The sequence below is a fragment of the Hyphomicrobium sp. genome, assembly GCF_003987855.1.
In the GTDB taxonomy this organism is placed as follows: Bacteria; Pseudomonadota; Alphaproteobacteria; order Rhizobiales; family Hyphomicrobiaceae; genus Hyphomicrobium_B.
The window spans coordinates 95,701-114,840 of record NZ_RXIZ01000008.1; the positions used below are offsets into that span (position 1 = coordinate 95,701).

General features: G+C 60.8%; 17 protein-coding genes and 1 tRNA gene. 8 read left to right on the top strand and 10 right to left on the bottom strand.

Annotated elements, in window-relative coordinates:
• Window positions 1-39: 39 nt before the first annotated feature.
• The 3 genes from EKK30_RS07690 to EKK30_RS07700 all read right to left on the bottom strand — a co-directional run bounded on the left by EKK30_RS07690 (window position 40) and on the right by EKK30_RS07700 (window position 2,903).
• On the bottom strand, window positions 40-1,317 hold the full coding sequence (locus tag EKK30_RS07690; RefSeq protein WP_290982765.1) for a carbohydrate porin: 1,278 nt from the start codon (window positions 1,315-1,317) through the stop codon (window positions 40-42).
• Between the two features lie 269 nt (window positions 1,318-1,586).
• Window positions 1,587-2,282 carry a hypothetical protein gene (locus EKK30_RS07695; RefSeq protein ID WP_290982767.1) on the bottom strand — a complete coding sequence of 232 codons (696 nt, stop codon included), beginning with the start codon at window positions 2,280-2,282 and terminating at the stop codon, window positions 1,587-1,589.
• A gap of 315 nt (window positions 2,283-2,597) precedes the next feature.
• Complete coding sequence (locus EKK30_RS07700; protein WP_290982770.1) at window positions 2,598-2,903, bottom strand: ETC complex I subunit; 306 nt, start codon at window positions 2,901-2,903, stop codon at window positions 2,598-2,600.
• A 271-nt stretch (window positions 2,904-3,174) separates the two neighbouring features.
• Here EKK30_RS07700 and EKK30_RS07705 point away from each other — a divergent pair, with 271 nt between their 5' ends.
• Window positions 3,175-4,356, top strand: a complete 1,182-nt coding sequence (locus EKK30_RS07705) for a hypothetical protein (RefSeq protein WP_290982773.1) — start codon at window positions 3,175-3,177, stop codon at window positions 4,354-4,356.
• Here EKK30_RS07705 and EKK30_RS07710 read toward each other — a convergent pair.
• From EKK30_RS07710 to EKK30_RS07725, 4 genes are all read right to left on the bottom strand, one after another.
• Window positions 4,353-5,504, bottom strand: a complete 1,152-nt coding sequence (locus EKK30_RS07710) for an NAD-dependent epimerase/dehydratase family protein (RefSeq protein ID WP_290982776.1) — start codon at window positions 5,502-5,504, stop codon at window positions 4,353-4,355. The two genes, EKK30_RS07705 and EKK30_RS07710, sit on opposite strands and share 4 nt — an antisense overlap.
• A gap of 305 nt (window positions 5,505-5,809) precedes the next feature.
• A tRNA-Pro gene (locus EKK30_RS07715) sits at window positions 5,810-5,886 on the bottom strand.
• A 59-nt stretch (window positions 5,887-5,945) separates the two neighbouring features.
• Complete coding sequence (locus EKK30_RS07720; RefSeq protein WP_290982780.1) at window positions 5,946-6,422, bottom strand: DUF192 domain-containing protein; 477 nt, start codon at window positions 6,420-6,422, stop codon at window positions 5,946-5,948.
• Between the two features lie 55 nt (window positions 6,423-6,477).
• Window positions 6,478-7,077, bottom strand: coding sequence for a cold-shock protein (locus tag EKK30_RS07725; RefSeq protein ID WP_290982783.1), 600 nt, complete (start codon window positions 7,075-7,077; stop codon window positions 6,478-6,480).
• A 586-nt stretch (window positions 7,078-7,663) separates the two neighbouring features.
• Between EKK30_RS07725 and EKK30_RS07730 the strand changes: the two genes are divergently transcribed.
• From EKK30_RS07730 to EKK30_RS07755, 6 genes are all read left to right on the top strand, one after another.
• Window positions 7,664-8,104, top strand: a complete 441-nt coding sequence (locus tag EKK30_RS07730; RefSeq protein WP_290982786.1) for a VOC family protein — start codon at window positions 7,664-7,666, stop codon at window positions 8,102-8,104.
• Window positions 8,098-9,318, top strand: a complete 1,221-nt coding sequence (locus tag EKK30_RS07735; protein WP_290982789.1) for a TIGR03862 family flavoprotein — start codon at window positions 8,098-8,100, stop codon at window positions 9,316-9,318. The genes EKK30_RS07730 and EKK30_RS07735 overlap by 7 nt, the downstream gene beginning before the upstream one ends.
• Before the next feature lie 172 nt (window positions 9,319-9,490).
• Window positions 9,491-10,300 carry a phosphoadenylyl-sulfate reductase gene (locus tag EKK30_RS07740; RefSeq protein WP_290982792.1) on the top strand — a complete coding sequence of 270 codons (810 nt, stop codon included), beginning with the start codon at window positions 9,491-9,493 and terminating at the stop codon, window positions 10,298-10,300.
• Window positions 10,297-11,202 (top strand): sulfate adenylyltransferase subunit CysD, encoded by a 906-nt coding sequence (cysD, locus tag EKK30_RS07745; RefSeq protein WP_290982795.1) that lies wholly within the window; start codon window positions 10,297-10,299, stop codon window positions 11,200-11,202. The genes EKK30_RS07740 and cysD overlap by 4 nt, the downstream gene beginning before the upstream one ends.
• Entirely contained in the window at window positions 11,202-12,737 is a 1,536-nt protein-coding gene (locus tag EKK30_RS07750) for a GTP-binding protein (protein WP_290982798.1), read from the top strand. Before cysD ends, EKK30_RS07750 begins: the two co-directional genes overlap by 1 nt.
• 136 nt (window positions 12,738-12,873) lie before the next feature.
• On the top strand, window positions 12,874-13,674 hold the full coding sequence (locus EKK30_RS07755; protein ID WP_290982800.1) for a sulfite exporter TauE/SafE family protein: 801 nt from the start codon (window positions 12,874-12,876) through the stop codon (window positions 13,672-13,674).
• A gap of 64 nt (window positions 13,675-13,738) precedes the next feature.
• Here the strand turns inward: EKK30_RS07755 and EKK30_RS07760 are convergent, their stop codons facing one another.
• Entirely contained in the window at window positions 13,739-14,614 is an 876-nt protein-coding gene (locus EKK30_RS07760) for an oxidoreductase (protein ID WP_290982802.1), read from the bottom strand.
• Window positions 14,615-14,719: 105 nt separating this feature from the next.
• Window positions 14,720-16,129: a cysteine--tRNA ligase gene (gene cysS, locus EKK30_RS07765; protein ID WP_290982805.1), complete on the bottom strand. Its 1,410-nt coding sequence runs from the start codon at window positions 16,127-16,129 to the stop codon at window positions 14,720-14,722.
• A gap of 259 nt (window positions 16,130-16,388) precedes the next feature.
• Here cysS and EKK30_RS07770 point away from each other — a divergent pair, with 259 nt between their 5' ends.
• On the top strand, window positions 16,389-17,690 hold the full coding sequence (locus EKK30_RS07770) for a DUF2865 domain-containing protein (protein WP_290982808.1): 1,302 nt from the start codon (window positions 16,389-16,391) through the stop codon (window positions 17,688-17,690).
• A gap of 21 nt (window positions 17,691-17,711) precedes the next feature.
• On the opposite strand, the gene gltX is transcribed toward EKK30_RS07770, so the two are convergent.
• Window positions 17,712-19,082 (bottom strand): glutamate--tRNA ligase, encoded by a 1,371-nt coding sequence (gene gltX / locus EKK30_RS07775; RefSeq protein WP_290982811.1) that lies wholly within the window; start codon window positions 19,080-19,082, stop codon window positions 17,712-17,714.
• Between the last annotated feature and the right edge of the window lie 58 nt (window positions 19,083-19,140).

Sequence of the window (19,140 nt, forward strand, 5' to 3'; positions counted from 1 at the left end):
GGCGCAAGTCAGATGGTGAATTCAGATTACGACGAGAACTCAGTAACTGACCTTCAGGCGCGCGCCCCACACGGCGGCATGGCCGACATCGGCAACGGCGCCGGGATTCCAGAAATATTGGAAGTCTGGGGCAAGCGATATGCCGTTTCGGATGTGAGCGAGATAGTTGATTTCGAGCACGGATTCATAGGTGCGCAGAGACGAAGGATCAGCATTGGCCTGGATCAGGTCGTCTGAAATCTGACCGTAACCAAACGCGGCGCCCAAGGTATCTTTAGCTCGGCCCGGCACGAAGCCCGTGAAGAGGATGCCGGTGTCGAAATAGAAGTCCATTTTGCTGCGGTCACTAGGGCTGCCGGAGATGCGGCCGAATACGGTGACGTTCTTGTCATCGCCGCTCTTCCAGATCGTCTGGTCGATGATGCCGTAGATGCCGTAGTCGCTATTGACCGGAGCCCCGCTCCTGAAGTCCGTATAGATCCCATCTGGCGCGTTGAACTGCTTCCAGCCGCCGACCTTCACCGTGCCGCCGAGACCACCGAATTCGTATTTGTAGGCACCTTCAAGCAGCATGAGTTCGCCATCGCCGAAGCGGAAGTCGGTGCCGTGGTTGTTGGCTCGTTGCGGATTTGCGGCGTAAGGATCGGCCGGACTGCCGTTGAATACAGCGCCCATGAGCGTCAACTGCTCATTGGGCGTGTAGGTTACGACGGCGCCCATCGAAGTCAGGGGATAGCCAGGACCGCCCGCGATCGTATTCGAGGCCAGGATACCGGGCCAACCGAACGTGCCGTTCAAGAAAACGGCTGCGGTATCGCTGATAAAGAACATCGTATCGGCCGCAATCGAGCCGACCTTCACCTTCAGCTTGTCGCCCAGCAGCGACTGCTCAAGCCAAAGCTCATCCAGGCGGAAAGTTTCATAGCCTTCGAGGTTGCTCACAGCGAAGGTGCTGCCGGTTTTCGCCGTCGGCCCCTTGCCGTGAACGTAGAAGGCGTTGGCATGAATGGCTGCGCCTTTCCAGCCGAGCAACTTCTCGAGGTCGATGTCGGTGTAAACCTCGATGAGGCCGTTGTAGGTCGAGCCGCGCGAGAGGCCGCCTGATGTCACGTCGTAGTATTCGCCGGTGTAGTTCAAGCCGTACTTTATCCCCGACGCGGCCATTGAGGCCCGAGCGGCATCGTACGGCATGTCCTGCGCGATCGAGAATTCCGGAACTCCGGTGTCGGGCTTGTCTTCGGCGCGAACAGCCGTGGTCGCGGCGAGCGAAGCAAGCGCCAGAACCGGTGCAAAGCCGGTGACGAATAGCGGTCTCATTAAGTCCCCCAATTCCACCGGTGCGATCAGCTGATCACGCCGGCATTGAACCTCCTCCCGGCCCAACGGCAGTGAACAGAGGATACTTGACGCAAGTAGTCAACATTGGAATGCCCATTTGAGGTGCGTTTACGTTCGCAGGCACTCCTGTGTTGCGCAATTGCAAACCGTAGCTGCGGCATCAGCCTGATTTCACAAGAAGCGGTGCCACATGCGGGAAAAACTCCCGATTATCCGGTCCGCGCGCAGATTTCCGGGTCCCATTCGAATCACTTGCCTACGATATCTGCGTCGGTTCGCGGACTGCCAGAGAAAGGAAGCTCGCGTCCCGTGTAGCGCTGCCACAGCGCCGCGACGCGCGGACGGACACGCGCCCATGCAGCCCGCACTTCAGACATTGCCCGCGCTTTCACGATCCGGCCGTAACGCCAAGCCCAGGATGCGCGGATCTGGGCGTAGAGTGCATCCTTCCACGGAATGAACCACTCGTAGGCGGCCGCGAACCATCCGATCTGCATCAGGGATGGCTTCACCAGAAGGAAGATCCGGGCAATCAGAGCGGTTGAGGCAATTTTCGCCCCGACGAATAGCAACGTCGCGGAGAGAAAATGCTCATTTGCGAGCAGCCAGATTGCCAGGAACTTCAAGGGCAAGAGCAACGAGGTTGGGAGCACCAGCGCCACCAGCGCCGCATAGGGAGGCAAGCGCGCGAGCAAGCGCTCGATCGCAGCGACGGGCGCGAACGCGGCTAGGCGGCCGAGAAGATTGGAAAGCGGGCGCCAGCCCCATTCTTCGAACAGAATGATCAGTGCGGCGGTGACGTTCAGCGCCGCAATGAGCGGGCCGCGGACAATCGACCAAGCTGTTCTGAGAAGCTCGCGAATTGTCCACAGTGCAATGACGGTGACGCGCCAGAGAGAGCCCAGCGCCCGCGTTGCCGTCTTGCGAAACTCGTCAGTATCCAAACCCGTGACCCGCTGCTGTCTTACAATCTTGAGGGATTGTACCACCGGGTTTTGAGGCGGGGATAAGTTTCCGGGGCGGAAAAACGGGGCCTCCAGGATGCCACAAGCGCGTCAAAACAGCACTTGAGCGTGCATCTCCGCTAATCTATACTTTTTACGTAAATAATTGATCGCGCGGCTCGGTCCGGGTCGTCGCCACGCAATCGAGTTGAGCCCGACGCTGACCTGGAAGAGCGGAAGGCAAAGCTCGTGATAACCCCGAGATGGGTCTCCCGGCCTCAATCTCGGGGTTGGCTTCTCTTCCTCCGGACGATCCTAGTGCGTCCAGTTTGTGGTGCGGCCGAATTTGAAATTATCGGCGTATGACTTCTTGATCGGCTTGCGAGGTTTCGGCTCGCTCAGTGTGTAGGCAATCCCCGCGCGCGTCGCGTATTCTATTGCTTCTTCCTTCGTATCGAACTCGAGGCGCACCTGGGATTGGGTATCTCGGGAGCTGACCCAGCCCATCAGCGGATCGATATCGCGCGGACTGGCAGGTTCGAACTCCAGGATCCATTCCTTCGTCCGGGCCTCGCCCGACTGCATCGCGGTTTTCGCTGGCTTGAAGATTCGTGCCGACATGGAGGCTCCAAAGCGACGATGAATTTGGTTGCCTGGGCAATAGGATAAAGCTCGGGCGCCGTCAAAAGTTATGATCTGACCGATTGTATGAAAATGAACCTGCGCATTCCGTATTCTCAATCTTGTCCCAAAGTTACATGGCTTCTTAGACTTTACTTTTTATCCGCTCTTTCGTGAAGCTTGCGATGCTGCCCTGAGCCGGGCACGGTTGGTTCGTTGCCGCGTTCACCCCGCCGGCACCTGAAGACATTATTGGGACTGCGAGATTGAAATGAAGGCGGTCTATTTCGGCGGCGACATCACGAACCCCACGGTGATCCTGCGCATCCGCTCATTTTTGACCGCCGGACTGAACGCCACGTCCTTCACGTTCCGCCGGCGGAAATTCAACGCGGACTTCCAGCCGACCTGGCCGAACATTCACCTCGGGGAGACCGTCGACCGGCGATATTCGCGCCGCTTCTTTTCGATCATCCGCGGCTGCTGGATCGTTGCGCAGAATCGAAGCGAATTCGAAGGCGTTGACTTTCTCTACGCGCGCATGATCGACATGGCGCTGATCGCGCAATTCGCGAAATGGTGGTTCCGGCTCGACGCCAAGCTCATCTACGATCTCGAGGACGTGCAGGCGATCTTCTTCAAGAAGACGATCGCGGGACAGTTTTACCGCTGGCTGGAGCGATGGCTGCTCGAGCGCACGCAACTTGTCGTCGCCATGTCGCCGGGGTTCGTCAGAGGGTATCTCAAACCGGTGCAAGGCTACATGGGGCCGGTATTCATTCTTGAAAACAAGCTGCAGCTCGCCGAACCGGTGCCCGCCCCCTCACCTGCTGCCCATGAATGGCGGACCATTCGCGATCGCTGGGTCATCGGCTGGTTTGGAACGCTGCGCTGTCCGCGAAGCATGACGCTTCTTGCCGAGATCGCTGAGCGGCTCGGCGACAGGGTCGAAATCCAGACGCGGGGGTTTCCGACGGAGACAGGACTTGAAGCCTATCTCGCGGTCGTCAACGCGCATCCGAATTGGCGCTACGGCGGCGAATACCGGATCCCGGACGACCTTGAAGAGATGTACGGACGCGTCCACTTCAGCTGGTGCCTGGATTTCCTCGATGCGGGTGGCAACTCCGATCTTCTGCTCGCCTGCCGCATGTACCAAGGCGGCTATTACGGGTCCGTGCCTTTGGTCGCGAAGGGCTCGGAGATGGATCGCTTCCTCTCGCCACACGGGATTGGTCATGCGATGGCGGAGCCGATCGCGGACTCCGTCGTGGCGTTCCTCGAAAAGCTGACATGGGACGACTATGAGCGGGAGCGAGAACGCGTGGCGAGCCTCGGACGCGAGCTTTTCCTCGACACGGGCCAGGACGTGCAGCGACTGATCTCGGTGATCCAGCAGCTGCCCGTCGCGAGACCTTTGCAGCGAGCCGACTACTTCCGCCGTCGCGCTTAGGCTGCTGCGAATATATGCGATTTATCGCAACGGAACGCGTACCGGGCGACGATGTCCTTGGTCTCGCACATCAGCTCCTCGCCGAGTGTCTTGGCCCGGAAGCCCAGCGCAGAAAAGCCGGCGTTCGAGACCTGGAGTTCGTTGCTCTCGGGCTCCTCGCGGGGGTTCTCAAGGAAGTTGATCTTGGTTCCACCGAGCGTTCTGCCAACCAGCAGGGCAAGGTCCATCACGCGTTGCGTCTCGGCGACCTGATTGAGGATCACCATCTTGTCGCCGCGGCTCGGCGCGTTGGCGAGGGCCAGCTCGATGCAGCGAACCGTATCCGTGATGTGGATGAAAGCGCGGGTCTGACCGCCGGACCCGTACACTGTGAGCGGCTGGCCAAGCGTCGCTTGCAGGATGAAACGATTGAGCACGGTGCCGTAGACCGCGTCGTAATCGAAACGATTGACGAGGCGTTCGTCGAGCGCCGTCTCCGGCGTTTGCGTGCCCCAGACCGTGCCCTGCAGCAGGTCCGAGATCCTGACGCCTTCGTTCTTGCTGTAGTATTCAAGGACAAGCTGATCCATCGCCTTGGAGAGGTGATAGATCGAAACAGGATTGGCAGGATGCAGGATCTCGCGCTCCGCCGCCCCCTGGCTCGACTGGATCGAGACTTTCACATGGCCGTCCGGGACGCGGTAACCGAGCGTCTCGTAGCCGTAGACGCCGATCGAACTCAGATGCACGAGATGCGCATCGACGCCGGTTTCGACCAAAGCGGCGAGGATATTATGCGTCCCGCCGACATTGCCATCGAGCGTCGCGCGACGGTGCTCGATCGACGTCATCGAGTACGGCACCGAGCGCTGCTCGGCGAGATGGACGATGGCATCCGGCTTCTCGAGCTGCAGCAAGCGCTTCAGAGCGGTGTAATCCCGGACGATATCGAAATTGACCCAGCCGATCTCCCGCCCGCTCACCTCCCGCCACACCCGGAGGCGCTCGTCGAGCGGACGTATGGGTGTCAGCGATTGACTGCCAAGCTCGCGATCGATGCGCCGGCGGCACAGGTTATCGATGATCCAAACATCATGGCCCTTCGCCGACAGGGCAAGCGAAACGGGCCAACCGCAAAAGCCGTCTCCGCCTAAGACGAATATCTTCATAATATTCCCACCTACGCGCCGAACGAGGCTCCGGCGTACCAAACCGCGACAATATGGACGTCGAGAGTAGGTCCGTCGCAATCCGTGCGCCAGATTGAGCAAAGGTATGAACCTCTACGACAATCGACGGATGCCGAGGCAGGTTTTGCGGGCGGAACGGGGATCCGTGGCGCGGGATTTCCAGCTTTCGGGCTGGACCGATCGGGTTTCGAAGACCGGATCGTTCGTCAGCGTATGGACACCAACGTTAAAGGATCGCTAAGCGACCAGTCTGCGAGCGCTGAGGATTATAGGTGAGGGAATGTTGGTCGGGGCGACATGATTCGAACACGCGACCCTCTGCTCCCAAAGCAGATGCTCTACCAGGCTGAGCTACGCCCCGACTGACCTTCATCTGCCGTGTTCACCAAGCAAGGTCAAGCGGCACGGCGTTTCCGCCGGTCAGGTGCCTGAGAAAATGGGGTAGCGGACCTTGTCGCCGGCCTTGATGCCAAGGCGCTGCGCCGCGCCGCCTGGGAGTTCGAGAACGGCAAGGACGGGCGAGCCCGACGAGATCACGCGGTCCGACAGCGGCTCGGCGCGTTCCTCGATGCGAGCGATCGTGCCGTCGGCGCGAATGAAGAGCATATCGAGCGAAATGTATGTGTTGTGCATCCACATCTGCAGACCGCGCTCGATCGGATAGGGAAACAGCATGCCCTGACCGTCACCCAATTCGGTGCGGAACATCAGCCCCAGCGCTTTCTCCTTCTCGCTGGCGGCGACTTCGATGTCGAATGAATGCTCGGTGCCGCTGCTCGATATGATCTTCAGCGTGTCCTGCCGCATCTTGGCGTAGGCGGGCGGCACGATGTCGATCAGCGCGTTCATGAACGGCCACGCGGCGACGAAGAGCGGAGAAAAAATAAAAAGGGCCACGCAGATCGCGGCCCCCTTCGTTGAACTCGACACAACTGTCGGCATCGGTCTCGCGTCAGTTTCGGGATGGCAGTCCCGTCGGCACGCCATCCGGCCTGAGTTCCGCAGCCATGCAGCCCTTCGATCCGTAGCCCCAACGGACTTGGACGATCTGGCCCGGCCGAAGCTCAGTGAAGCCGAAGCGGCGAAGCGTTTCCATGTGACAGAAGATATCGGGCGTGCCCTCGCCGCGCGTCAGGAATCCGAAACCGCGAACACGGTTGAACCATTTCACGTAGGCCCGGCACCAATCGCTCTCGGGCTGTACGATGACGTGCGTACGCTGCGGGAGCTGAGACGGATGAATGGCCGAACTCTCATCCATGCTGAGAATACGGAATGCCTGCATGCCCTTCGGCCGACGCAGGACTTCGCAATGAACCCGTGCGCCTTCGTAAGCCGTTTGAAAACCTCCGGCCCGAAGACACGTGACGTGGAGAAGTATGTCCGGCAGTCCGTTATCCGGAACGATGAAACCGTATCCCTTCGAAGCATCGAACCACTTGATCATGCCAGCGACTTCAAAGACCTCTGTCGCAGCGTCGTCGAGTGCTTCGGGGCTTATCGGCCCGATATCCATAAATTCAGATAGGCCGGGACGTTTATTATCCCCCATACTGCTTACCCCGCGTGTACTGTGCGTCAACGATAACTCCTTTGTCTCACCGCGCCGGGCACCTACTTCATTCTGGAAGAGCCCTCTTCAGAACGAAGCGGCGAACGCCACTGCGAAACGACGCAAACCATAACACCGGCTCTGCCCGGAACTAGGGGCAATATTTTGGCATAGCCCCCTTGACCATCAGTTGTGATGATTGAATTCACATTGGGAACTCTTCGCTAAACGCATGATAATGCGTGCGAAATTTTTGTCGTGATTCTTGCACAGTTTCCGTCGCGCGCGCTGTGGCGGTGAACTTTCTTCCACACGTGGGGATGACGTCGCGCGCGAAAAACATCAACGAAGTGATTCGTTTTTCTTCCGTTGATTCGTTGCGTTTTTGATGCCAAGCGACTGACTCGAAAACGAGAGATGTCCAACGCTCGTCCACAGATGCGCGAAAATGACGGATATGGCGCTCCGCTGCCGAGAGACGTTTCGGATCGTGGTGTGGCCGAGGTGCAGCGTTAGCGCATGCGGGATGATGTCTTGGTGGCACAACGCGCAAATTTAGATCGCGATTTCAATTGAGAGGATAGCGATGCGTTATCTGCACACGATGGTTCGGGTGAGCGACCTCGCAGCGAGCCTGCGGTTCTATTGCGACGCACTCGGGCTGAAGGAGATTCGCCGGATGGAGAATGAGCGCGGACGCTTCACTCTCGTCTTCCTCGCAGCGCCCGAAGACGAGGCGCGCGCGCTGAGCGAGAAAGCGCCAATGCTCGAGCTGACGTATAATTGGGATCCGGAAGAGTACGGCTCCGCGCGCAACTTCGGACACCTCGCTTTCGTCGTCGACGACATCTACGCGACCTGCGCCAAGCTTCAGGCAGCGGGCGTGACGATCAACCGTCCGCCTCGTGATGGGCACATGGCGTTCGTGCGCTCACCCGACCTCGTTTCCATAGAGCTACTGCAGAAGGGATCTGCGTTGCCGCCGCAGGAGCCTTGGACGTCGATGCCGAATACCGGCGCATGGTGAGCACGGCATCGTCGGCACGCGAGGTAGCGATCATCGGGGCCGGGCCTGCTGGGCTTTTCGCGGCAGAGATCATTGCCTCCGCCGGGCATCGCGTCACGATATACGAGCGGATGCCATCGCCGGCGCGGAAATTTCTGCTCGCGGGTCGCGGCGGGCTTAACCTGACGCACAGCGAGCAGCTCGAAGACTTCGTCACGCGCTATGGCGACGGCAACGGACGGGTTCAAGCTTCTGTCGAAGCATTTCCTCCATCGCGGCTCGTCGCGTGGGCGAATGACCTCGGCGCGGCGACTTTCGTCGGCACCAGCGGACGTGTGTTTCCAAAGGCGATGAAAGCCTCGCCCCTTCTTCGCGCGTGGCTGAGGCGGCTCGATAGCCTCGGTGTCGTCATCAGGACGCGGCATCGCTGGAAGGGGTTTGGAGAGGGCAACAGCCTTTTGTTCGATACGCCTGCCGGAGACGTGACGGTCAAGCCCGCTGCGTGTCTCTTCGCTTTGGGCGGCGCGAGCTGGCCGAGACTGGGCTCGGACGGAAGCTGGGTCGAACGCTTCGAGCACGCGGGCATCAGGAGTACCAAGCTTTTGCCTGCGAACTGCGGCGTGATCATTCCATGGTCCGAGATCTTCAAATCGCGGTTTGCCGGGCACGCACTGAAACGGATCGCAATCAGCGTTGGGGGCAAGACTGCGCGGGGCGAAGCCATCATCACCGAAACCGGGTTGGAAGGTGGGGCGATCTACTCGGTTGGCCCCTCGATCCGCGCCGCCCTCGCCGCTGATGGCGAGGCCACGCTCATGCTCGATCTCAAGCCGGACCTTGATGGCCCTGCCCTCACCGCCCGATTACAAACCCGTCGCCCGAAGGAAACGATGACGAACTTCCTTCGAAAGGCGGCGCATCTCAGTCCGGCCGCGGTGGCTCTACTCCGTGAGGGCAGCACCCCCTTGCCCGAAACCGCGGAGGATCTGGCGGCGAGGGTCAAGGCCGTCGCCGTTCGTGTTGTAGGGTTGACCAGCATAGAGCGCGCCATCTCGACGGCCGGAGGGCTCTCGTGGGGTACTTTAGACGAACACATGATGATTGCGAGCATGCCTGGCATGTTCGCCGCGGGTGAGATGCTCGATTGGGAGGCGCCGACCGGCGGCTTTCTGCTGCAGGGCACGTTCGCCACGGCTGCCGCTGCCGCAAATGGATTGCTGCGTTGGCTGTCATAGCGGCAAAGTTTTGCGCTCCTGGCGCCCCACCCAGGAAGCGGCATCCTCAGCGGTTTGAGAATGGGACACCACCGTTTCGCGTTAGTTTGCGAAATAATATCCTATTCTTATTTGAATATATGCCTTCTCAGGGGAATGATTTTCCCCTATGTATCCGGCCGGAGGTCTTTCCATGACTTTGTTTGAAGCACCAGCCACCGCGACCAGCGGACGGCCAGCAGACGCCCATTCCGCAGCGCAGCAAGCGCTGGCAAGCGATCTCGATCACAAGCTGGCGGGCCTCGCCACGCTTGAAGAGCGCCTCGCAGCCATCCGCGCTGCAATCGAAGGCCCGGTCGCCTTCTCCACGAGCCTTGGTATCGAGGATCAGGCGATCACGCATGCGATCGCAACGACCGGCACCAACATCGACATTTTCACGCTTGATACAGGCCGCCACTTTCCTGAAACGCTCGACGCCCTGTTCGACACTGAGGGCAAGTACGGCATCAAGATCCGCGTGATGTTTCCTGATTCCGCCGAGGTCGAAGACCTGGTCGAGAATGATGGCGTTTACGGCTTTCGCTATTCCGTCGAAGCGCGCAAAGCCTGCTGCGAAGTACGTAAGGTGCGCCCCCTGAACCGCGCCTTGAAAGGCGCCGCCGGTTGGGTGACTGGGCTGCGCCGCGAGCAGTCGCAAGGCCGCTCCCATGTCCCGTTCGCGACCTATGATCCAGCGCAGAAGCTTATCAAGCTCAACCCGATTGCCGACTGGTCGTTGGAAAAACTCGAAGAATACGTTGCGGCGAACAAGATCCCCGTCAATGCTCTCCATGCTAAGGGTTTCCCGTCGATCGGCTGCCAGCCGTGCACGCGGGCCATCAAGCCCGGCGAGGACATCCGCGCCGGCCGCTGGTGGTGGGAAAACGAGAATGGCAAGGAGTGCGGGCTTCACACGCAGTCCGAAGATCCTGGCTTTGAACCGAAGGACCGTGCAGCATGACGGCCTCGCCATCTCATCTCGATCTGCTGGAAGCGGAAAGCATTCACATCTTCCGCGAGGCTGCGGCTCAGTTCCGTAAGCCGGTGATGCTGTACTCGATCGGCAAGGATTCGACGGTCTTGCTGCATCTCGCGCGCAAGGCCTTCTTCCCGGCTCCGCTTCCCTTTCCCCTTCTCCACATCGATACGACTTGGAAGTTCCGCGAAATGATCGCATTTCGCGATCGCACGGCGCGCGAGCTCGGTCTCGACTTGATCGTCTACACCAATCACGACGGCATCAATCGCGGCATCAATCCGATCGACCATGCGCCGTCGATCCATACGGACGTCTTGAAGACGCAAGCGCTCAAGCAAGCACTCGATAAGTACGGGTTCGATGCAGGCTTCGGCGGCGCACGTCGCGACGAAGAAGCGAGCCGCGCGAAAGAGCGTGTCTTTTCCTTCCGTGCTGCTGGCCACCGGTGGGATCCGCGCAAGCAGCGGCCCGAGATGTGGAACCTGCTCAACGGCCGGCTTGGCACGGGAGAAACGGTGCGCGTCTTCCCGATGTCCAATTGGACCGAGAAAGACGTGTGGCGGTACATTCTTCGCGAGAAGCTCGAAGTCGTCCCGCTCTACTTCGCGGCCGAGCGTCCGACGATCGTACGCGACGGACAGATCCTGATGCAGGACGACGATCGCCTGCAGCCGCGCGCAGGCGAAAAGGTCGAGATGCGGAAGATCCGTTTCCGCACACTAGGCGATTATCCGCTCACCGCCGCGGTTGAATCCGAAGCAGATACCATCGAAGCCGTCGTCGCCGAAACTTTGAACGCGCAGACGTCGGAGCGCCAAGGCCGCCTCATCGATCATGATCAGGCCGGCGCGATGGAGAAGAAGAAGCAGGAAGGCTATTTCTGATGTCGGTCCACGCCCTGCATAAAATGAAAGCCTCGGAAGACTCCGCGCCGCGGCTTGATGTCGTCCCCAATCTCGTACGTGACCTCGGTGGCATCACGCATCTCCTGACGTGCGGCTCGGTGGACGACGGCAAGTCGACGCTGATCGGCAGGCTGTTGTGGGACGCGTCGGACCTTTATGAGGATCAGCGCGAAACCGTTCGCCGCTCTGGACGCAAGGCCGCCGGCACGGATCTGCCCGATTTCTCGATGCTGCTCGATGGTCTGGTCGCCGAGCGCGAACAGGGCATCACGATCGACATTGCGTGGAAGTATTTCGATACATCCACGCGCCGGTTCGTCATCATCGATTCACCCGGACACGAGCAGTACACGCGCAACATGGCTTCCGGCGCGTCGCATGCCGACGTGGCGATCGTGTTGGTCGATGCGCGTTCGGGCGTGAAGAAGCAGACAAAGCGGCATACGGCCATCCTCGATCTCGTCGGCGTGAAGCACGTGGTGCTCGCCGTCAACAAGATGGACCTCGTCAACTGGTCTGAAGACGTGTTCCGCAAGATCGAAGCAGACTTCCGCACCCTGTGCTGGAAATTCAACTTCTGGGACGCGACAGCCATTCCGTTGTCGGCTGTGTTCGGTGACAACGTCACCAACCCCTCGACCAACATGGCCTGGTACACCGGCCCGACGCTGATCCAGCACTTGGAAAAGACGCCTAGCCGCGTCAGCGAAGCTGGATCGGTTTTCCGCTTCCCAGTTCAAACCGTGCTGCGCGATGGTCAGGACTTCCGCGGACTTGCAGGTACGGTGACGTCGGGCTCGATCAAGGTCGGCGACGTTGTGGTCGACACGTTGAGCAACGCCAACGGCAAGGTCGTTCGCATCGCGACCATGAGCGGCGATCTCGATAGCGCATCGGCAGGACAGGCAGTCGCTCTGCAGCTCGATGTCGATATCGACGTGTCGCGCGGCGCCGTACTTTCCGTGCCGGATGCGCGGCCGACCGCAGCGCAGACGATCGAAGCGCGCTTCGTCTGGCTGTCGGAAAAAGCCTTCAGCCTGACGGACGGCTACCTGCTGCGAACGTCCACCGATCTCATTCCGATTTCAGCGATCGAGATCAAGGCGCTCCTCGATCTCGAGACGATGGCGTCGCGGCCGGCTCGCGCCTGTACAGCGAACGACATCGCGATCATCAAGATTTCGCTTGGCCGGGCAGCGGCGATTGATGTCTTCTCGGAAATTCCCGAGACGGGGACGCTGTTGATCGTCGATTCCGTAACAGGAGCGACCGTCGCGGGCGGCGTTGCGACATCGGTCGATTCAAGAGCCGAGGCTGCGCCGGAAGGACACTTCGTGCTGAAGCGCGACATGCTTGCCAACGGCCTCAATCGCGATCTCTCGATGAGTTCGAAAGATCGCGAGGAGTTCATGCGCCGCGCCAACGAAGTTGCAATCCTGCTTCGTGCGGCCGGCGTCGCGGTTGCGATCGAGCCGCCGCCTCCGGTCGACGACGGCATGGACCCCGGCCTCTAGAAAGAAATACACGCGCGCTGCGACGCACCAGGCGCAGTCGCGCGCGTGTCTCCTCCAACAAAACATCAGTCATTCCGAGATTGCAGACAGGCGCGATCTCGCGTAGGTCAGGCTGTCAAGATCCTCGCGGAATCCCATGCCGGAATTCGATCTCACCACTCTTTGGCCCGTGGTCATTCTGGGCGGCTTCGTTGTCGGATTTCTCGTCGGCATGACGGGCGTCGGGGCCGGGTCGCTTATGACGCCGTTTCTCATCACGCAGATCGGTGTGCCGCCGACGTTGGCGGTCGGCACCGATCTTCTGTTCGCGTCCATCACGAAAGCGTCGGCGGCTTGGCCGCATCATAATTTCGGGAACGTCAATTGGCGGCTCGTCGGCTGGCTGGCAGCAGGAAGCGTGCCTGGCTCGCTAGCAATGCTCGCCGTGCTGCATCTTCTCGATCCGGACACCGCAGCGCTCGGTCACCTCATCAAGGAAGCGCTGATCGTGGCGCTGCTGCTCAGCTCGTTCGCCATTCTGATTTATCCTCTCGTGGTGCGCGGGCATGCCCTCGTTGGTGAGCCGGCTGAAGTGCATGTCCGGTACATTCCGACACTTCTTCTCGGCCTGACCCTCGGCGCGATCGTGACCGTGACATCTGTTGGCGCGGGAGCGATCGGCGTCGTCGTGCTGACGCTGCTTTATCCGACGCTGCGAACGCGGCGTCTCATCGGCACCGACGTCGTTCATGCCGTGCCGCTGACGCTAATCTCGGGGCTCGGCCATCTGTCGATTGGCAACGCGAGCTTTTCGCTGCTGGGTCTATTGCTCGTAGGGTCGCTCCCCGGCATCGCGATCGGCACCCGCCTCACCGGCGTCCTGCCCGATTGGCTGCTGCGGATCTTCCTTTCGCTGATCCTCTGCTTCGCGGCTTACCAGTTGAGCCGCAAGCTCTAGGCGCGCGTCTTCGACTTTTCACAGCGGACCAGACGCAGCGAGGCCGAAACCGGCCTCGCTCCCTCTAACGCGCGTTCGCCAATGCATCAAGACGGCGAAGATGCTCCGCGTCCAACGACAGGCTCGCGGCGGCGATGTTGGCGCGGAGGTGTTCGCGGCTCGACGTGCCCGGAATGAGCAGGATGTTCGGGCTGCGCTGCAATAGCCAAGCCAGCGCCACCGACTGCGGCGTCTCATTGAGTTCGGCCGCGATCGTGTTCAGATCCTCGACCTGCAACGGCGTGAAACCGCCGAGCGGAAAATAGGGCACATATGCGATGCCATCGGCGGCTAGTGCTTCGATCATCGCTTCGTCGGCGCGCTGGACCAGATTGTAGTGGTTCTGCACGCAGACGATCGGCGCAACGTCGCGCGCCGCCTTCAACTGCTTTTCATCGACGGTGCTGATGCCGATGTGCGCGATCAATCCCTCGTCCTGCATCTGCCGCATGGCTCGCATCGGCGTGACGATATCGTCGTCAGGGCCGCCCATACGCAGGTTGACAATGGCCATCTGGTCGAGCCCCAGGTGCTCCAGATTTTCTTCGACGGACTTGCGGAGGAAATCGGCGCTGCGCTCTAGTACCCAGCCGCCCTTGTCGTCACGCCACGCGCCGACCTTGCTGACGATGGTGAGGTTCGCGGGATAGGGATACAGCGTTTCGCGGATCAGCCGGTTCGTAACATAGGGGCCGTAGTAATCGCTCGTGTCGATGTGATCGACACCAAGCGACAGAGCTTCGCGTAGAACTGCCCTCGCCTCGTCCGGGTTCTTGGGCTCGCCAAAGACATGCGGGCCGGCGAGCTGCATGGCGCCATAGCCCATGCGGTTGACTGAGATGGTCGAGCCCGGGAAAGTGAAACGGCCGGCTGCTCCGGCATTCGGTGTCTTGTCGGTCATGGGAGCATTCCTTCAGGGACGAAACGTTCTGGCAGGGAAGGTTTTGCTCGCCGGTGGACTCCCGGCTTGCCAAGCGTGCAGCGACGCAGCACGCATTCCCCTGCACTAACGCGCAACCTCCCACGTCGTTTCGATCTCACCCGTTTCCTTGTTCTTGGTGTCCTTCAAGGTGATGCCCATGGCCGCGAGTTCGTCGCGAATGCGATCGCTTTCGGCGAAGTCCTTGCGCTTGCGCGCGTCGAGACGGGCGGTAATCAGCGGCACCACCTTGGAAGCGACGGCAAGAGCGCTTTCAGCGGCGCGCTCGTTCGCAGCGCGCAGGGTCGAGCCATCGAAGCCGAGGAAGCCCAGCGCGCCGCCGAGCGCGTTCACATCCTTCGCAGCGGACAACGCATGGATTTCCGCAATTGCTTTTGGCGTGTTTAGATCGTCTTCGAGCGCGTCGAGAACGGCGGGGGTTATCTGGTTGCGCGCTGTCGTGTCGATGCCGTCCTGAGCAAACCAGCTGCTCAAGATCTTCTGACTTTCCTCCAGACCTTTCTTGGTCCAATCGATCGGCTGGCGGTAGTGCGTCCGCAGCATGTTCAATCTCAGCACTTCTCCCGGCCAGCCATCGTCGAGCAGCTCGCGAATGGTGATGAAATTCCCGAGGCTCTTCGACATCTTCTCGCCTTCGACCTGCAGGAAGCCGTTGTGCATCCAGACATTGGCCATCACAGCGGTGTTATGCGCGCAGCGTGATTGCGCGATCTCGTTCTCATGATGCGGGAACGTTAGGTCGATCCCGCCGCCGTGGATGTCGAACACGGGCCCGAGAAGCGCGCCGGCCATTGCCGAGCATTCGATGTGCCAGCCAGGGCGGCCGGGCGTCGTGATACCCGCAGGCGACGGCCACGCGGGCTCTCCGGGCTTCGATGGCTTCCAGAGCACGAAGTCCATCGGCCCTTTCTTGTAAGGCGCGACCTCGACGCGGGCGCCAGCTTCCATCTCGTCGAGCGAGCGGTTCGACAGGCGGCCGTAGTCGGGCATGGAGGCAACGTCGAACAGAACGTGGTCTTCGGCGACGTAGGCGTGCCCGTTCTTCACCAGCGTTTCGATGATGGAGACCATGTCCTCGCCGCCTTCGACACGACGGATGTATTTCGTGGCGCGCGGCTCATAGGTCGGCGGCAGAACGCCGAGCGCGGCGATGTCCTTGTGGAACTGTGCCTCGGTCGCTTCCGTCACCTTGCGGATCGCGTCGTTGAGCGGCAGGTCCGGATAATCACGCGCCGCGCGGGCGTTGATCTTGTCGTCGACGTCCGTGATGTTGCGAACGTAGGTCACGTGATCGGCGCCGAAGATATAGCGCAGCAGCCGGAACAACAGGTCGAAGACGATAACGGGGCGCGCGTTGCCGATATGCGCGTAGTCGTAGACGGTCGGACCGCAGACGTACATGCGCACGTTATTTGGGTCGAGCGGCGCGAAATCCGCCTTCTGCCGGGTCAACGTGTTGTAGAGTTTAAGCGCCAAAGTCGAACCTCGTCCGTCGTCTATCCAATCCATATGCCGTAGTATGCCACAGCGGCGAGAGGCGGGGATGAGTCTGCCGTTGCGGCCTTATGCTTTTGTCCCCAGATCCGTCAAGCTCCTGATACCATTCGCAAAACCGCGAATGTCTCAATTGCTCCGCATTGACCGGCTAGCAAATCGCTGCTTAGGCTTCGGAACACGCCGGTCCGGCCCTCCTCGGGCGGCCGGCCAATCCGTCAAAAGGTCGTCGAGAACAGGCGTGAGCCAAGGAAATTCAATTGCCATAGCGGCCCGCCGGATCGCGCTTGCGCTCGCCGCGCTGGCTTTCGCGCTGTTGTTCGTGACCGAGGTCGCGTCAGCACAAAGCTGGTGGCCGTTCGGCGGCGGAGGCGACGATCGGGAGGCTGACCGGCCGCCCGTCCCGCAGGAGCCCGTCTATCGTCAGCCGCCGCCTGGCGCGCCGCAGGGAGCACCACCCGACCAAGCCCCTCCTCCGGCATATCCGGCTCCCGCTTATCCGTCCTCGCCGCCACCGGCTGCCTCCGGTCCGCCGCCAGCGTCCCCCCAGCAGCCGGCCACCAATTGGTCGCAGAACCGAAACCCGATCTGTCTGCAGCTCGAACAGCGCCTCGTGCAGGAGAACCAGAAGAACGGTCAGACACAAAACGATCTGCCACGTCTCGAAGGTGAAATCCGGTCGCTCGAGCGGGTCGTCGACCAGACGCAGGCGCAGCTCGATCGCGGTTGCTACGAATATTTTCTTTTCACCAAATCGCTGCGGAACACGCCGCAGTGTAAGGACCTCGCGCGGCAGGTCGATACCTCGAAGCGGCGATTGTCCGATCTCGACGCGCGGCGTCAAGACATCGTCGGGTCTTCGGGGCGTTCCTACCAGAACGACATCATTCGCGAGCTTGCCCGCAATAACTGCGGATCGAATTACACCGACATGGCGCGGCGTGCGGGTGGCGACAGCGGCGGCATGTGGGAAGACGAAGAGTCGAGCGGCGGCAACACGTGGAACCCCCGGGCCGCAAACGGAGCGCAAACCTATCGCACGCTGTGCGTCCGGCTTTGCGATGGCTTCTATTTCCCGGTGAGCTTCTCGACGCTGCCGAGCCATTTCGCGCAAGACGCGGAGTCGTGCACCTCGCACTGCGCAGCGCCAACGGAGTTGTACTACTATCCCAATCCCGGTGGCACCGTTGAGCAGTCGGTCGCGCTCCAGAACCAGGAGCCCTACAACAAACTCAAATTCGCGTTCCGCTATCGCAAGGAGTACGTGCAGGGCTGCTCGTGCAAAGCTGCCGAGTATGTCTCGCCGGACGGCGACAAGAAAGCTGATGCGACCGCGGGTGGCGCGGCGGCATCACAGCGGCAAGCCGCGGCGGCCTCATCGTGGCCGTCATCGACGGGCGGCACGGGTGCAAACACTACAGCACCACCTCCCCCCGTTCAGTCGGAACAGCTGCCCGATGCGCAACCGGCGCCAACATCTCCTAGTGATGCAGGCGCTAGCGATGCAGGCGGCTGGCAGACTCAGGCGCAGCCCGGACAGTAAGGTCGGCAGCGACCTCGTTTGTCAGGCCGTCTTGCCTTCAAGCCGCGCGAGGACGCGGTCGCGTCCCATCAACGGCAGCAGAAACTTGAGTTCGGGTCCGGCCTCACGCGAGGTCAACGCAAGGCGAAGCGGATGAAACAACGCCTTGCCCTTCGCGCCCGTCTTGTCCTTCACGGCGGCCGTCCATTCCGACCAGGTGGCCTCGCTCCACGGTTCGGGCGGAAGAACAGAGGCTGCGGCCAAGGTCATTTTCGAGTCCTCGATTGCCGGCTCGATCGTTCCCGAAACGACATCCCACCACTGGCGCGCGTCGGAGAAGACTTCGAGGTTGCCGCGTACCGCGTTCCAGAAGCCTTCGCCGCCCGCGACGCCCAGCGCGGGAAGGCGATCGGCGACATCCTTGTAGTCGAGCATGTGCAGGAGCTTGCTATTCAACGTCTTGAGATCGGCGATGTCGAAGCGGCCGGGGGCGGTCGAGATCTTAGAGAAATCGAGCTTCGCTGCGAGCTCATCTCTGGCCTTGAAAGGCTCGATCGCATCGGATGTCCCGACGAGAGCGGCGTGGCAGAGCACTGCCATCGGCTCCAGTCCTTCGTCGCGGAAGCTTTGAACGGACAGCGCGCCCAATCGCTTCGACAACGCCTGACCGTCGGCGCCCACAAGAAGCGAGTGATGTCCGAAGGCAGGCGGCGTCGCGCCCATCGCTTCGAAGATCGCGATCTGCACGCCTGTGTTCGTCACGTGGTCCTCACCACGGACGATGTGCGTTATGCCGAATTCGACGTCATCGACGACGCTGGTGAACGTATAGAGATAGCTTCCATCGGCGCGGATCAATACGGGATCCGATAGCGAGCCCAGATCGACCGTCTGATCGCCGCGTATCAGGTCATTCCATGAAACCAAGGTTGGCTGCGGAGTGAGGCCGCGTTCTTCGCTCGTGTTGGGCAGACGAAAGCGCCAATGCGGCTTTTCTCCGCCGGCGATGCGCGTCCTGATCTCATCGTCGCTCAGCTTCAGAGCGGCGCGATCGTAGATTGGAGGCTTGTGCATCGCCAGCTGGCGCTTGCGGCGACGATCCAATTCCTCTTCCGTCTCGAAACAGGGATAGAGCGCGCCGCTTGCCTTCAAAGCTTCAGCAGCCTCGTCGTAGAGCGCGGTGCGATCCTGCTGCCGGGCCTCCTCGTCCCACGCCAGTCCCAACCATCTCAGATCGTCGCGTATGGCATTGGCGAACTCGTCGGTGGAGCGGACGGTGTCGGTATCATCGAGCCGCAGCAGGAAACTGCCGCCGTGCTTCCTGGCGAAAAGCCAATTCAACGCCGCCGTCCGGATGTTGCCGATGTGGATGCGCCCGGTGGGACTCGGGGCGAAGCGGACGCGTGGGGTCATTGGAAGCTTCTCTGATCGATATTTTGGGGCAACCTAACCTGCATGCGGGCGAACGCAA

Bases quoted from the DNA above. Each gene is read 5' to 3' on its own strand.
- EKK30_RS07730 (WP_290982786.1), top strand. From the start codon at position 7,664: ATGCGTTATCTGCACACGATGGTTCGGGTGAGCGACCTCGCAGCGAGC.
- cysD (WP_290982795.1), top strand. From the start codon at position 10,297: ATGACGGCCTCGCCATCTCATCTCGATCTGCTGGAAGCGGAAAGCATT.
- EKK30_RS07755 (WP_290982800.1), top strand. From the start codon at position 12,874: ATGCCGGAATTCGATCTCACCACTCTTTGGCCCGTGGTCATTCTGGGC.
- EKK30_RS07735 (WP_290982789.1), top strand. From the start codon at position 8,098: ATGGTGAGCACGGCATCGTCGGCACGCGAGGTAGCGATCATCGGGGCC.
- EKK30_RS07750 (WP_290982798.1), top strand. From the start codon at position 11,202: ATGTCGGTCCACGCCCTGCATAAAATGAAAGCCTCGGAAGACTCCGCG.
- EKK30_RS07760 (WP_290982802.1), bottom strand. From the start codon at position 14,614: ATGACCGACAAGACACCGAATGCCGGAGCAGCCGGCCGTTTCACTTTC.
- EKK30_RS07725 (WP_290982783.1), bottom strand. From the start codon at position 7,077: ATGGGGGATAATAAACGTCCCGGCCTATCTGAATTTATGGATATCGGG.
- EKK30_RS07690 (WP_290982765.1), bottom strand. From the start codon at position 1,317: ATGAGACCGCTATTCGTCACCGGCTTTGCACCGGTTCTGGCGCTTGCT.
- EKK30_RS07705 (WP_290982773.1), top strand. From the start codon at position 3,175: ATGAAGGCGGTCTATTTCGGCGGCGACATCACGAACCCCACGGTGATC.
- EKK30_RS07700 (WP_290982770.1), bottom strand. From the start codon at position 2,903: ATGTCGGCACGAATCTTCAAGCCAGCGAAAACCGCGATGCAGTCGGGC.
- EKK30_RS07710 (WP_290982776.1), bottom strand. From the start codon at position 5,504: ATGAAGATATTCGTCTTAGGCGGAGACGGCTTTTGCGGTTGGCCCGTT.
- EKK30_RS07740 (WP_290982792.1), top strand. From the start codon at position 9,491: ATGACTTTGTTTGAAGCACCAGCCACCGCGACCAGCGGACGGCCAGCA.
- gltX (WP_290982811.1), bottom strand. From the start codon at position 19,082: ATGACCCCACGCGTCCGCTTCGCCCCGAGTCCCACCGGGCGCATCCAC.